The organism is Streptomyces sp. NPDC002309 (assembly GCF_053593375.1).
On sequence record NZ_JBSFCI010000015.1, the window covers coordinates 40,401 to 53,989 of the forward strand.

Sequence of the window (13,589 nt, forward strand, 5' to 3'; positions counted from 1 at the left end):
AGGCACGGCCGCGCTCTGCGTAGATTTGTCGACCGTGAAACGTGACAGGACGGCCCACGCGGCGCCGGCGTTCGAGGGACGCCGGTGGCTGTTCCCGTCCGCCCTGATCCACGCGCTCGACCCGGACGGCGGCGGCGGAGAGGGGCGGCGGCCCCGGCGCACCGCGCGCGACTGGCTGGTCGACTTCTCCTGCTTCTTCGTGGCCATCGGGGTGGGCCTGCTGGCCGCGGATGCCATGACGCCGGAGAACACCCTGCCCGGGCTGATTGTCGTCGACCAGTTGCTCGGCGGTCTGTCCTGCGCGGCGGTGTGGCTGCGCCGCCGATGGCCGCTCGGGCTCGCGGTCGCGATGATCCCGATCGGATTCGTCTCCGCGACCGCCGGCGGCGCCGCGCTGGTGGCCTTCTTCACCCTCGCCGTGCACCGGCCCTTCCGCTACGTGGCCTGGGTCGGCGGCATCTCCACCGCGCTGGTCCCGCTCTACTTCTGGCTGCGCCCGGAACCCGGCATGCCCTTCCTGGTGGCCGTCGCGTTCACCGTGCTGCTCAGCGTCTGCGTCATCGGCTGGGGCATGCTCGTGCGGTCCAAACGGCAGCTCATGTTCAGCCTGCGCGACCGTTCCCGGCGAGCCGAGCGGGAGGCCGTCCTGCGCGCCGAACAGGCCCAGCGACTCGCACGCGAGGCGATCGCCCGGGAGATGCACGACGTGCTCGCCCACCGGCTCACGCTGCTGAGCGTGCACGCCGGAGCCCTGGAGTTCCGGCCGGACGCGCCCCGCGAGGAGGTCGCGAGAGCGGCCGGCGTCATCCGGGAGAGCGCGCACGAGGCCCTTCAGGACCTGAGGGAGATCATCGGCGTCCTGCGGGCCGGTGACGCCGACGAACCGGGCCGTCCGCAGCCGACGCTCGCGGCCCTCGACGCCTTGGTCGCGGAGTCCCGCGAGGCCGGCGCCAAGGTCACGCTCGACGTGAGGGTCGCCGACCCGGCCGCCGTCCCGGCCTCGGCCGGCCGTACCGCCTACCGCATCGCGCAGGAGGCACTGACCAACGCCCGCAAGCACGCCCCCGGCACCGAGGTCACCGTGTCCGTGACCGGCGGTCCCGGCGAGGGCCTCGCCGTCCACGTCGGCAACCCGGCCCCCGAGGGCGGCGTACCGCACGTGCCGGGCTCCGGGCAGGGGCTGATCGGCCTGACCGAGCGCGCCACCCTGGCCGGGGGACGCCTGGAGCACGGCGAACGGGACGACGGGGGCTTCGAGGTACGGGCCTGGCTGCCGTGGGCGACGCCCGCCCGGTGAGTGATCGCGTATCCTCTCATGTCGCCGCCGATACAAGGCAGTTGAATGCGCGGCGGCGGAACACGGCACGGCGGCGGGCCGGTATCGGCGCCGCGACCGGATCCGCGGCGGTTTCCACTCCGCCGAGGTGCACGCGGCGCTGCCCGCCCTGCTCACCGGTCTCCTGGTCTGGGAGTTCGCGGCGATCAGCCCGGCCACGGGCGGCATGCCCCCCGGCCCGCCGCTGATCCAGATCCTCGCACTGCTGGGCGGCCCGGCCTCGGTGACCGCGGTGGCCTGGTGGGAGATCGGCCGACTGCGGGACCGGCACGGGGTGCGGCTGCGGGCCTGAGCGCGGTGCGGCCGGACGGGTGATCCGGCGGCACGGCCGTGATTACCTGGGTTCTTCAGAAAACCCCGGCGTTCCGCCGGGACGAATGACGTGAGGGCCATGACTGCGATCAGAGTGCTTCTCGTCGACGACGACCCGCTGGTGCGGGCCGGACTGTCCTTCATGATGGGCGGCGCCGACGACATCCGGATCGTCGGCGAGGCGGCCGACGGCGGCGAGGTCGAGGAGCTCGTCGGCCGCACGCGCCCGGACGTCGTCCTGATGGACATCCGGATGCCCGCGGTCGACGGCCTCACCGCCACCGAGCGGCTGCGCGCCCGCCCGGACGCGCCGCAGGTGGTGGTGCTGACCACCTTCCACGCCGACGAACAGGTGCTGCGGGCGCTGCGCGCGGGTGCCGCCGGATTCGTCCTCAAGGACACCCCGCCCGCCGACATCCTGGACGCCGTGCGCCGGGTCGCCGCCGGTGAACCGGTGCTGTCGCCGACCGTCACCCGCCGACTGATGGAGCATGTGGCCGGCACCGCCGCCGACACCCGCGGAGCCCGCGCGCGCGAGCGTCTGGCCGCCCTCAACGACCGTGAACGCGAGGTGGCCGTCGCGGTCGGCCGGGGACTCGCCAACGCCGAGATCGCGACGGGGCTGTTCATGAGCGTGGCCACCGTCAAGACCCATGTCTCCCGCATCCTCGCCAAGCTCGAGCTCAACAACCGTGTGCAGATCGCCCTGCTGGCGTACGACGCGGGGCTGCTCGACGAGGACGGATAGCGGGCGGCGGGCCGGACCACCCGTCCGGCGGGGATGACGCCGGCGCGGTCGCGGGAATCCACTCGTGGCCGCCCCGTCGCCGAGTCAGAGACGAGTCCCAGTCCCCGATGTCCCGTTCCGTCCCCGCCCCGCTTCTCGCCCCCGCCCCCGCCGCGCCGGCCGCGGACCTGTCCCTCGACGCCCGTCTGGCGCTCGTCGACGCGGTGATGACCGTACGGCTGGACGAAGCGGCCGTGGCCCACGAGGTCCGCACCGCGTACCTCCACACCGAGCCCGCCGAACCGGCGGACGTCGTCACCGTCCCCTTCGGCCTCGACACCGTCCCGCCGGACACCACCGGTGCCCCTGCCGACGCCGCGGAACTGTTCCCGACGCCGGTCGCGGCGCTGCTGCAGCGCGCTCACCGACGGCTGCTCACCGACGGCTGGTGCAGCGGCGCCCTGGCCGACGGCGAGGGCGCCCACTGCATGCAGGGAGCCGTCCGCGCCGAGGCGCGCGGCGACCGGGATCTGGAGAGCAGCGCCCTCGCCGTGCTGCTGGAGGCCGTCCGGCGCGGCTTCGGCGACGACGTGGACTCGGTGCCGGACTTCAACGACGCCTTCGGTTCCGGCGGTGTCCCGGTCCGCATGGTCGGTCGGGCCGCGGTGCTCGCCGACTCCCGCGGGCTGTGACCCCGCCCGCGTCCCGCCCGCGCCCCGCCGGACCGTCGCCGCCTCGGTGAGGCCCGGCCCCGGCGCCCTCCCCGGAGCGCGCCTCCGCCGACGTACCTCCGCAGCTATCGCAGCACCGGCTCCCGGCCCCCCGGCACCTCCCCGAGCCGGACGGGTCTGCGTTCCCGGCGGGACAGTTCGCAGGCCTCGGCGATGCGCAGGGCCTGCAACGCCTCGCGGCCGTCGCACGGGTTGGCGCGCTCGCCCCGGACCACCTCGACGAAGGCGTTCAGCTCGGCCTCGTAGGCGGGTCCGAAGCGCTCCAGGAAGGTGAGCCAGGGCTTGCTCGCGGCCGGCGGTCCGGTCGGCTCGGTGGACGCGATCGGCGTACGGTCGTCCAGGCCCACCACGATCTGGTCCAGCTCTCCGGCCAGCTCCATGCGCACGTCGTACCCGGCGCCGTTGAGCCGCGTAGCGGTCGCCGTCGCCAGTGTGCCGTCGTCCAGGGTCAGTACCACCGCCGCGGTGTCGACATCCCCGGCCTCGCGGAACATCGGGGGACCGGCGTCGGACCCGGCGGCGTACACGTCCGTCACCTCGTGCCCGGTCACCCAGCGCAGTACGTCGAAGTCGTGGATGAGGGTGTCCCGGTACAGCCCGCCGGACAGCGGAAGGTACGCGGCCGGCGGCGGCGCCTGGTCGGAGGTCATCGCGCGCACCGTGTGCAGCCGGCCGAGCCGCCCGGAGCGTACGGCCTCACGGGCGCCGGCGTAGCCCATGTCGAAGCGGCGCTGGAAGCCCATCTGCAGGATCGTTCCCGCCGTCTCGACCTCGGCGATGGCGTGCAGCGAGCCGGGCAGGTCGAGCGCGATCGGCTTCTCACAGAACACCGGCAGCCCCGAGCGCGCGGCCCGGCCGATGAGATCGGCGTGGGCCGCCGTCGCCGTCGTGATCACGACGGCGTCCACGCCCCACCGGAAGATCTCGTCCATCCCGGGCGCGGCGGTCTCTCCCAGCCGCTGCGCCAGCTCCTGCGCGCGCGTGGGATCGGCGTCCGTGAGGATCAAGGACCCCACGTCACGGTGGCGGCTCAACGTGTTCGCATGAATGGTGCCGATGCGGCCCGTCCCGATGACCCCGATGCGCATGAAAACAAAGTGGAGCCGCACCCACCGCACTGTCAATGCCCATGTCCGGACAATCGGACTACGCAACTTCCCGTCCACCCGTCACGGAGCTACGCTCGGGCCCGTGCCGAAACCAGAAGTGGACCCGACCGTACGGCTCGACCTGAGTGTCGACCGCAGCTCGCCCGTACCGTTGTACTTCCAGCTGTCCCAGCAGCTGGAGGCCGCCATCGAGAACGGCACGCTCACCCCCGGCAGCCTGCTGGGCAACGAGATCGAGCTCGCGGCCCGGCTCGGTCTGTCCCGGCCCACGGTCCGCCAGGCCATCCAGTCCCTGGTCGACAAGGGACTGCTGGTGCGCCGCCGGGGCGTCGGTACCCAGGTCGTGCACAGCCAGGTCAAGCGCCCGCTGGAGCTCAGCAGCCTCTACGACGACCTGGAGGCGGCCGGGCAGCGTCCGGCGACGAAGGTCCTGGTCAACACCGTCGTCCCGGCGTCCGCCGAGGTCGCGGCCGCCCTCGGCGTCGCGGAGGGCACCGAGGTGCACCGGGTCGAGCGGCTGCGCCTCGCGCACGGGGAGCCGATGGCGTACCTCTGCAACTACCTCCCCTGCGGCCTGATCGAACTGGACACCGGGCAGCTGGAGGCGACCGGCCTCTACCGGATGATGCGGTCCGCCGGGATCACGCTGCACAGCGCCCGCCAGTCCATCGGGGCTCGTGCCGCCACCGCCGACGAGGCCGAGCGGCTCGGCGAGGGCGAGGGCGCCCCGCTGCTGACCATGCAGCGCACGACGTTCGACGACACCGGCCGGGCGGTCGAGTACGGCACGCACACCTACCGTCCGACCCGCTACTCCTTCGAGTTCCAGCTGCTCGTACGGCCCTGAGCGGCGCGCCCTTCAGGCCCGTGATTCGTCGCAATGTCCGGACAAGGCGACCGAGTCGCGCTCCCCGGTCGCGGGCCGCATCATCCCTGTGTTCGATACTGGTGCTTTTGGGGTCGGCGGGACGACCGGCCCGCAACCGAAGAGCACGGCAAGAAGAGCACGGCAAAGAACACGGCAAGAAGGGCACGGCCTCGTGGCACGGTTTCGGACCGGGTTTCGCACCTGGGTAGGCATCGCGATGGCAGGGGCGCTCTGCGCGTCCCTCGCGGGATGCAGCAGCACGGGCGGGAAGCGCGCCGAGGACGCCCGCAAGGCCGCGGCCGCGCAGGGGAAGGCCGCGGTGAACACGCCCCGCTGGACCTTCGCCATGATCACCCACTCGGGCGACGGGGACACGTTCTGGGACATCGTCCAGAGCGGCGCCGAGCAGGCCGCCGTCAAGGACAACATCAAGTTCCTCTACTCCCACGACGACGAGGCCCAGCAGCAGGCGCAGCTCGTGGACGCGGCCGTCGACAAGAAGGTCGACGGCATCATCGTCACCCTCGCCAAGCCGGACGCGATGAAGGCCGCCGTCGCGCGCGCGGTCGAGGCGGGCATCCCCGTGGTCACCGTGAACTCGGGCTCGGCGGAGTCGAAGGAGTTCGGCGCGCTCACGCACATCGGCCAGGACGAGACCGTCGCCGGCCAGGCGGTCGGCGAGGAGCTGAACGAGCGCGGCCGTAAGAAGGCGCTGTGCATCCTGCACGAGCAGGGCAACGTCGGTCACGAACAGCGCTGCGCCGGTCTGAAGGAGACCTTCGAGGGCGTCACGGAGAACCTCTACGTCACCGGCACGAGCATGCCCGACGTGCAGTCCGCCATCGAGGCCAAGCTCCAGGCCGACACGTCGGTCGACGCCGTGGTCACCCTGGGGGCCCCGTACGCCGACACCGCCATGAAGGCCAAGCAGGGCGCGGGCAGCGACGCCGAGATCGACACCTTCGACCTCAACGCCAAGGTGGCCGCCGGTCTGAAGGACGGCACCCTCGGCTTCGCGGTCGACCAGCAGCCCTATCTCCAGGGCTACGAGGCGGTCGACCTGCTGTGGCTGTACCGCTACAACGCCGACGTCCTCGGGGGCGGCAAGCCGGTGCTCACCGGTCCGCAGATCATCACCAAGGACCAGGCGGGCGCCCTCGCGGAGTACACCGAACGGGGCACCCGATGACCACGCTCGCTGACGAAAGGATTCTGCACAGCTCTCCGCTGCGAAAGCTGCTCAGCCGTCCGGAACTCGGCTCCGTCGTCGGGGCCGCCGCCGTCTTCCTGTTCTTCGCCCTGGCCGCCGACAGCTTCCTCCAGGCGTCGAGCCTGAGCACCGTCCTGTACGCGTCGTCGACGATCGGCATCATGGCGGTCCCGGTCGCGCTGCTGATGATCGGCGGCGAGTTCGACCTGTCCGCGGGCGTCATGGTGACGTCGTCCGCCCTGGTCTCGTCGATGTTCAGTTTCCAGATGACGGCGAACGTCTGGGTCGGCGTCGGCGTCTCCCTGCTCGTCACCCTCGCTGTGGGCGCCTTCAACGGCTTCATGCTCACCCGCACCAAGCTGCCCAGCTTCATCATCACGCTCGGCACCTTCCTGATGCTGGCCGGCCTCAACCTCGGCTTCACCAAGCTGATCGCCGGCACGGTCTCCACCAAGTCCATCGCCGACATGGAGGGCTTCCCCAGCGCGCAGGACGTCTTCGCCTCCACGCTCACCCTCGGCGGCGTCAACTTCAAGATCACGATCCTGTGGTGGTTCGCCCTGGTCGCCCTGGCCAGCTGGATCCTGCTGCGCACCCGCGCGGGCAACTGGATCTTCGCGGTCGGCGGGAACGAGGACGCGGCCCGCGCGGTCGGCGTCCCCGTGGCCCGGACCAAGATCGGCCTCTATATGGGGGTGGCGCTCGGCGCCTGGATCTCCGGCCAGCACCTGCTCTTCTCCTACGACGTCGTCCAGTCCGGCGAGGGCGTCGGCAACGAGCTGATCTACATCATCGCCGCCGTCATCGGCGGCTGCCTGATCACCGGCGGCTACGGCAGCGCGATCGGCTCGGCGGTCGGCGCGTTCATCTTCGGCATGACCAGCAAGGGCATCGTCTTCGCCGAGTGGAACCCCGACTGGTTCAAGTTCTTCCTCGGAGCGATGCTGCTCCTCGCGACCCTGCTCAACGCGTGGGTCCGCAAGCGCGCGGAGGCGGCGAAGTGACACCGGCGGCAGAGCGTACGGCACTCGTGGAGCTGTCCGGCGTCAGCAAGCACTACGGCAACGTCCGCGCCCTCGAAGGCGTCTCCCTGGAGGTGCACGCGGGGGAGATCACCTGCGTGCTGGGCGACAACGGCGCCGGCAAGTCCACCCTCATCAAGATCATCGCCGGACTGCACCAGCACGACGGCGGCACCCTGCGCATCGACGGCGAGGAGACCCGCCTCGGCTCTCCGCGCGAGGCGCTGGACCGCGGTGTCGCGACCGTCTACCAGGACCTCGCCGTCGTCCCCCTGATGCCGGTCTGGCGCAACTTCTTCCTCGGCTCCGAGCCCCGCAAGGGCACCGGTCCCTTCCAGCGCATGGACGTCGACCTCATGCGCCGCACCACCCACTCCGAACTCCTGCGCATGGGCATCGACCTGCGCGACGTCGACCAGCCCATCGGCACGCTGTCCGGCGGCGAGCGCCAGTGTGTGGCCATCGCCCGTGCCGTCCACTTCGGCGCCAAGGTCCTCGTCCTGGACGAACCCACGGCGGCGCTCGGAGTGAAGCAGTCCGGGGTCGTGCTGAAGTATGTGGCGGCGGCACGAGACCAGGGTCTCGGTGTTGTGTTGATCACCCATAATCCGCATCACGCCTACCTGGTCGGCGACCGTTTCGTCCTGCTGAAGCGCGGCACCATGGCGGGCAGCCACACCAGCGACTCGATCACCCTGGACGAGCTGACCCGGCAGATGGCGGGCGGCAACGAGCTCGACGATCTCCGCCACGAGCTCCAGCGCGGCTAGGGCCGGTCCGGAGGATCTCTGCGCGTCTCGCGCCCCCGCGCCTCGAAGGCGCAGGTCAGCGGGGGCCGGGGCGTCGGGCCGCGGGACGGGGGAGGGCGGCGGCGCGGCGCTGCGCGACACGACGACCGCGCCGTGCACCGCCGTGCCGGCCCCCGCGTCCACGGCACGGTCCCACCCGGACCGGCCCCAGGTGCCCGCGGAGGTCAGGGGTGTCGTGGGAGGAGTCGGGAAGAGCGGCGCCCGGCGGACGACCCGGAGCACCCGGACGATCCCCTTACCGTTCCCACAGTCACGGTGAGGCAGAATCGGGCGCGATGAGCACCTACCGCGACCTCCCCTTCCCCAAGGCCCTGAGCAACGCCCGGGTGACCGGTGGCGCCCCCATCGGCTCCCGGCGCGCCACAGCGCTGCGCACCGTGGGCACCCGGGAGCGCCGGTCCCTCCTGACCGCACCCCGCGTGCCCACCGTCGGCATCGACATCGGCGGCACCAAGGTGATGGCGGGTGTCGTGGACGCCGACGGCAACATCCTGGAGAAGCTCCGCACCGAGACCCCGGACAAGTCCAAGAGCCCGCGGGTCGTCGAGGACACGATCGTCGAGCTGGTCCTCGACCTGTCCGACCGGCACGACGTGCACGCCGTCGGCATCGGCGCGGCCGGCTGGGTCGACGCCGACCGCAACCGCGTCCTGTTCGCCCCGCACCTGTCCTGGCGCAACGAGCCGCTGCGTGACCGCCTCGCGGGCCGCCTCTCCGTCCCGGTGCTGGTCGACAACGACGCCAACACCGCGGCCTGGGCCGAGTGGCGCTTCGGCGCCGGCCGCGGTGAGGACCACCTCGTCATGATCACGCTGGGCACCGGCATCGGCGGCGCGATCCTGGAGGACGGCCAGGTCAAGCGAGGCAAGTTCGGCGTGGCCGGTGAATTCGGTCATATGCAGGTCGTGCCCGGCGGACACCGCTGCCCGTGCGGCAACCGCGGCTGCTGGGAGCAGTACAGCTCCGGCAACGCGCTGGTGCGTGAGGCGCGTGAGCTGGCGGCGGCGGACTCCCCGGTGGCGTACGGGATCATCGAGCACGTCAAGGGCAGCATCGGTGACATCACCGGTCCGCTCATCACCGAGCTGGCCCGCGAGGGCGACGCGATGTGCATCGAGCTGCTCCAGGACATCGGCCAGTGGCTCGGTGTCGGCATCGCCAACCTGGCCGCCGCCCTCGACCCCTCGTGCTTCGTCATCGGCGGCGGTGTGTCGGCCGCCGACGACCTGCTCATCGGCCCCGCCCGGGACGCCTTCAGACGGCACCTCACCGGCCGCGGCTACCGGCCCGAGGCCCGGATCGTCCGCGCCCAGCTCGGCCCCGAGGCCGGCATGGTCGGCGCCGCCGACCTCGCCCGGCTGGTGGCCCGCCGCTTCCGGCGCGCCAAACGCCGCAGGGTCGAGCGCCACGAGCGGTACGAGCGCTACGCGGAGGCCCGCCGCGGAAGGGGGGCGCTGTGACGAGCGAACTGCCGCAGCAGGGCGGTCCCGCCGACGAGGCGCGTGCCCCGGCGGAGGCCCGCCGCCACGTGATCCGCCGCAGGGCACTCACCCTGCTCACCATCGTGCTGCTCATCGGTGTTCCCGCCGGATACCTGGCGATCTCCGCCAACCAGAGCCGTGCCAGCGGCAGGGACAAGGAGGAGAAGTACTCGGCGCGGGGGCTGACCGTGGGCTGGCCGTCGAAGGTGCAGCGGAGGCTGTACCAGGTGCCGATACCGCATCCGGCCAACCAGGTCGCCTGGTACGAGACGAACAACTGGAAGACCAGCCGGCTGTACGTCCAGTTCCAGACCACCCAAGCGGGGCTGGACGCCTTCCTCAAGCAGGTCGGCGTCGAGCGGAGCGAGCTGATCAAGAGCGACATCACCATCGGCGCACGTGACCAGCACGTCACGGGCTGGCGGTTCTCGGGCGTGGGCGCCCGGACCGGCGCGAACTGGGGCCTGGTCCACCCGCAGAAGAACCCGCGGCCCACGCAGGACATCGTGGTGAACACGGGCAACCCGATCTACCCCATGGTCTACGTCGTCTCACGGCTGAACCCCTGACCGGTCCGCTCCCGCCCCGTTCTTCCGTGTTGTTCCGGCATTCGCCTCGCGTGCCCTGTTCGTGCGGTTCCGTCCGTTCGTCAGGGCCGATTGTCGGACCCCGCCCGTAGAGTCGAAGACGACTGATCCGATGTGCGGGCGGGAGGTGACAAGACGTATGGGCGACTCCGAACGCGTGCCCGTGTCCGTGCCCGTCCGGCTGGCCGCCGTCTTCCTTCCCGCGCCGGTGCCCCGTGAGGGACGCGTGGCGTTCTGGGACCCGGACGACGGGGGCACGGCGCCCGCGCCCGGCCTGCTCCCCGCGTCGCTTACGGTCGTGCGCCCCCATGGCGCCGGTGTCCGCCGCAAGGAGACGCCGGCGCTGACCCTGCCCCTCGGCGAAGCGCTCCCGACGCTCGTCCGCGCCCGGCACGACCCCGCCGCCCATCCCGCCACGGCCTGCTGGGGCGCGGCGGCACTGCACGCCCTGCGGCTCGCCGCCCGGGGACGCCTGCTGCCCGGTCTGACCCCCGCCGGGTACGACGCCTGGCGCGCCGGTCCTCTCGACCCGGACGACATCGCCCATCTGCGCGCCGTGGCCGCCGCGCTGCCCCACGAAGGGCATGCCGTGCCGCTGCCCGGTCCGGGACCGCTGCGGCTGCCCGAGCCGGAGGCGCTGATGCGGGCGTTCCTGGACGCGGTCGCGGACACCCTGCCGCGCACGCCCGCCGCCCCGGCAGCCTGCGGGGCGCCCTTCGCCGCCCTCGCACCGCAGCGCCTTCCCGCCGCGCACGACTGGGCAGCGGAGGTCGCCGCCGGGATGGACGCGGGAGTGCGGATCTCGTTGCGGCTGGATCTCGCGGCGCACGACCTCTTCGACACCGGGGACGACGGCGACCGGGTGCGCCGGGCGGGCGCCGCGATCGTCCAGGTGCACAGCCTGGCCGACCCCACGCTGGTCGTCGACGCGGCGGCGCTGTGGGCGGGGGACGCCGGCGCCGGCTTCGGTCCCCGCGCGCGGGTGGACGCCGCTCTCGCGGTCCGGCGCGCGGCGCGCGTCTGGGCTCCGCTGGACCGGCTCGCCGAGCAGGACGTGCCCGACGTGCTGGCCCTGTCCGAGCCGGAGCTCGGTGACCTGCTGGGCGTGGCGGCCGCCCGGCTGGCCGCGGCGGGCGTCGCCGTGCACTGGCCCCGCGACCTCGCCCGTGACCTCACGGCGGCCGCGGTGGTACGGCCCGCGCCGGGCTCGGCGACCGACGGCACCGGCTTCTTCGAGAGCGAGGAACTGCTGCAGTTCCGCTGGCAGCTGGCACTCGGCGGGGAGCCGCTCAGCGAGGCCGAGATGGACGCGCTCGCCGAGGCCCACCGCCCCGTCGTGCGGCTGCGGGACCAGTGGGTCCTGGTCGACCCGGCACTCGTCCGCAAGGCCCGCAAACGCGAGCTGGGCCTGCTCGACCCGGTGGACGCCCTGTCCGTCGCCCTCACCGGCACCGCGGAGGTCGACGGCGAGCAGGTCGAGGCGGTGCCGGTCGGCGCGCTCGCCGCCCTGCGGGACCGGCTGACCGCCGGGGTCCGGCCCGCCGAAGCGCCCCCCGGCCTCCGCGCCACCCTCCGCGACTACCAGCTGCGGGGCCTGGCCTGGCTCGACCTGATGACCTCCCTCGGCCTCGGCGGCTGCCTCGCCGACGACATGGGCCTCGGCAAGACGGTCACCGTCATCGCCCTCCACCTCAAGCGGGCCCGCACCGAACCCACCCTGGTGGTCTGCCCGGCCTCGCTGCTGGGCAACTGGCAGCGGGAGATCGAGCGTTTCGCGCCCGGCGTCCCCGTGCGCCGCCACCACGGCACCGAGCGCACCCTGGACGGCCTCGACGGCGGCTTCGTCCTCACCACCTACGGCACCATGCGCGCGGCGGCGGCGACGCTGGCCCGGCAGAAGTGGGGCATGGTCGTCGCCGACGAGGCGCAGCACGTCAAGAACCCGTACTCCGCGACGGCGAAGGCCCTGCGTACGATCCCGACACCCGCCCGTGTCGCCCTGTCCGGCACCCCCGTGGAGAACAACCTCTCGGAGCTGTGGGCGCTGCTCGACTGGACGACACCGGGACTGCTCGGCCCGCTGAAGTCCTTCCGGGCGCGGCACGCGCGGGCCGTGGAGAACGGCGAGGACGAGGAGGCGGTGGCCCGGCTCGCCCGCCTCGTCCGCCCGTTCCTGCTGCGCCGCAAGAAGTCCGACCCCGGAATCGTCCCCGAACTGCCGCCCAAGACGGAGACCGACCACCCGGTGCCGCTCACCCGGGAACAGGGCGCGCTGTACGAGGCGGTGGTGCGGGAGTCGCTGCTCGCCATCGAGACGGCGGACGGCATCGCACGGCGTGGCCTGGTGCTCAAGCTGCTGACCTCGCTGAAGCAGATCTGCGACCACCCGGCGCTGTATCTGAAGGAGGAGCCCGGTCCGTACGGCGGTGACCGGCTCGCCGCACGCTCCGGCAAACTCGCCCTGCTGGACGAGTTGCTGGACACGCTCCTCTCGGAGGACGGCTCGGCGCTGGTCTTCACGCAGTACGTCGGCATGGCCCGCCTGATCACCGCCCACCTGTCCGCACGGGCCGTCCCGGTCGACCTCCTGCACGGCGGCACTCCCGTGCCGGAACGCGAGCGCATGGTGGACCGTTTCCAGGACGGCGTCACCCCGGTGCTGGTCCTGTCCCTCAAGGCCGCCGGCACCGGCCTGAACCTCACGCGCGCGGGCCATGTCGTCCACTTCGACCGCTGGTGGAACCCCGCGGTCGAGGAGCAGGCCACCGACCGCGCCTACCGCATCGGCCAGACCCAGCCCGTGCAGGTCCACCGCCTCATCACCGAGGGCACGGTGGAGGACCGCATCGCCGAGATGCTGGAGGCCAAGCGCGCCCTGGCCGACGCGATCCTCGGCTCCGGTGAGGCGGCGCTCACGGAGCTGACGGACCGTGAGCTGTCCGACCTCGTGTCCCTGCGGAGGGCGTCATGAGGGGAGAGCGAGGGCGGCCCGGGGCGAAGGGGTACGGCGAGGTGCCTGACGGTCTGCTCGACGGTGTGCCCGACGACGAGCCCGACGAGGGGCGGTCGCTGAGCGAGGAGGCGGCCGGGGCGGTCGGGGCGGCCGAAGCCCGGGACGACGACAGGGGTGAGCCGAGTGCGGAGACGGGGAATGCGCGGCCCGGCGACGCGGCGCGGAGGGCTCTGCGGGCCGCGCGGGGGCGGGGGAGCGGTGACGCGGGGGAGGACCTCCGTGGCGCGCGGCGTGCGGAGATCGCCGGGGCCGGCACCGGACGGAGTGACTCCGCAAGCCCTTCGGCCGGCCGTGATCCCCGGCCGGGTGACGCCGCCCGGGCGGCGCTGAGACGCGCGGTCTCGGCTCGGCGGACGGTCGCCGGGCAGATCGGTGAGGGGGAGG

Annotated in this window: 11 protein-coding genes and 1 pseudogene; 11 read left to right on the plus strand and 1 reads right to left on the minus strand. The window is 72.9% G+C overall.

All coding sequences use genetic code 11. The features are described from left to right. The first annotated feature begins 25 nt into the window (after window positions 1-25). The 4 genes and pseudogenes from ACWCPM_RS14835 (at window position 26) to ACWCPM_RS14850 (ending at window position 3,067) form a co-directional block, all read left to right on the plus strand. Window positions 26-1,297, plus strand: a complete 1,272-nt coding sequence (locus ACWCPM_RS14835) for a sensor histidine kinase (RefSeq protein WP_450976551.1) — start codon at window positions 26-28, stop codon at window positions 1,295-1,297. A gap of 118 nt (window positions 1,298-1,415) precedes the next feature. Then, window positions 1,416-1,628, plus strand: a pseudogene (locus tag ACWCPM_RS14840) (hypothetical protein); the annotation flags it as partial. A gap of 99 nt (window positions 1,629-1,727) precedes the next feature. Further along, window positions 1,728-2,396 carry a response regulator gene (locus ACWCPM_RS14845; RefSeq protein ID WP_450976552.1) on the plus strand — a complete coding sequence of 223 codons (669 nt, stop codon included), beginning with the start codon at window positions 1,728-1,730 and terminating at the stop codon, window positions 2,394-2,396. A 107-nt stretch (window positions 2,397-2,503) separates the two neighbouring features. Next, window positions 2,504-3,067, plus strand: coding sequence for a DUF6197 family protein (locus ACWCPM_RS14850; protein ID WP_450976553.1), 564 nt, complete (start codon window positions 2,504-2,506; stop codon window positions 3,065-3,067). Window positions 3,068-3,171: 104 nt separating this feature from the next. On the opposite strand, the gene ACWCPM_RS14855 is transcribed toward ACWCPM_RS14850, so the two are convergent. Further along, entirely contained in the window at window positions 3,172-4,194 is a 1,023-nt protein-coding gene (locus tag ACWCPM_RS14855) for a Gfo/Idh/MocA family protein (protein WP_450976554.1), read from the minus strand. Window positions 4,195-4,312: 118 nt separating this feature from the next. Between ACWCPM_RS14855 and ACWCPM_RS14860 the strand changes: the two genes are divergently transcribed. From ACWCPM_RS14860 to ACWCPM_RS14890, 7 genes are all read left to right on the plus strand, one after another. Beyond that, window positions 4,313-5,062 carry a GntR family transcriptional regulator gene (locus ACWCPM_RS14860; RefSeq protein WP_450976638.1) on the plus strand — a complete coding sequence of 250 codons (750 nt, stop codon included), beginning with the start codon at window positions 4,313-4,315 and terminating at the stop codon, window positions 5,060-5,062. A 238-nt stretch (window positions 5,063-5,300) separates the two neighbouring features. Further along, window positions 5,301-6,272 (plus strand): sugar ABC transporter substrate-binding protein, encoded by a 972-nt coding sequence (locus ACWCPM_RS14865; protein ID WP_450976639.1) that lies wholly within the window; start codon window positions 5,301-5,303, stop codon window positions 6,270-6,272. Further along, on the plus strand, window positions 6,269-7,297 hold the full coding sequence (locus ACWCPM_RS14870; protein WP_450976555.1) for an ABC transporter permease: 1,029 nt from the start codon (window positions 6,269-6,271) through the stop codon (window positions 7,295-7,297). Before ACWCPM_RS14865 ends, ACWCPM_RS14870 begins: the two co-directional genes overlap by 4 nt. Then, the gene (locus ACWCPM_RS14875; protein WP_450976556.1) at window positions 7,294-8,085 is read left to right on the plus strand and encodes an ATP-binding cassette domain-containing protein; all 792 of its coding nucleotides are present in this window, start codon (window positions 7,294-7,296) and stop codon (window positions 8,083-8,085) included. Before ACWCPM_RS14870 ends, ACWCPM_RS14875 begins: the two co-directional genes overlap by 4 nt. Window positions 8,086-8,399: 314 nt before the next feature. Next, window positions 8,400-9,584, plus strand: coding sequence for an ROK family glucokinase (locus ACWCPM_RS14880; protein ID WP_450976557.1), 1,185 nt, complete (start codon window positions 8,400-8,402; stop codon window positions 9,582-9,584). Then, on the plus strand, window positions 9,581-10,174 hold the full coding sequence (locus ACWCPM_RS14885) for a sugar kinase (protein ID WP_450976558.1): 594 nt from the start codon (window positions 9,581-9,583) through the stop codon (window positions 10,172-10,174). The genes ACWCPM_RS14880 and ACWCPM_RS14885 overlap by 4 nt, the downstream gene beginning before the upstream one ends. A 157-nt stretch (window positions 10,175-10,331) precedes the next feature. Continuing rightward, window positions 10,332-13,163 (plus strand): SNF2-related protein, encoded by a 2,832-nt coding sequence (locus tag ACWCPM_RS14890; protein ID WP_450976559.1) that lies wholly within the window; start codon window positions 10,332-10,334, stop codon window positions 13,161-13,163. The last annotated feature ends 426 nt before the right edge of the window (window positions 13,164-13,589 follow it).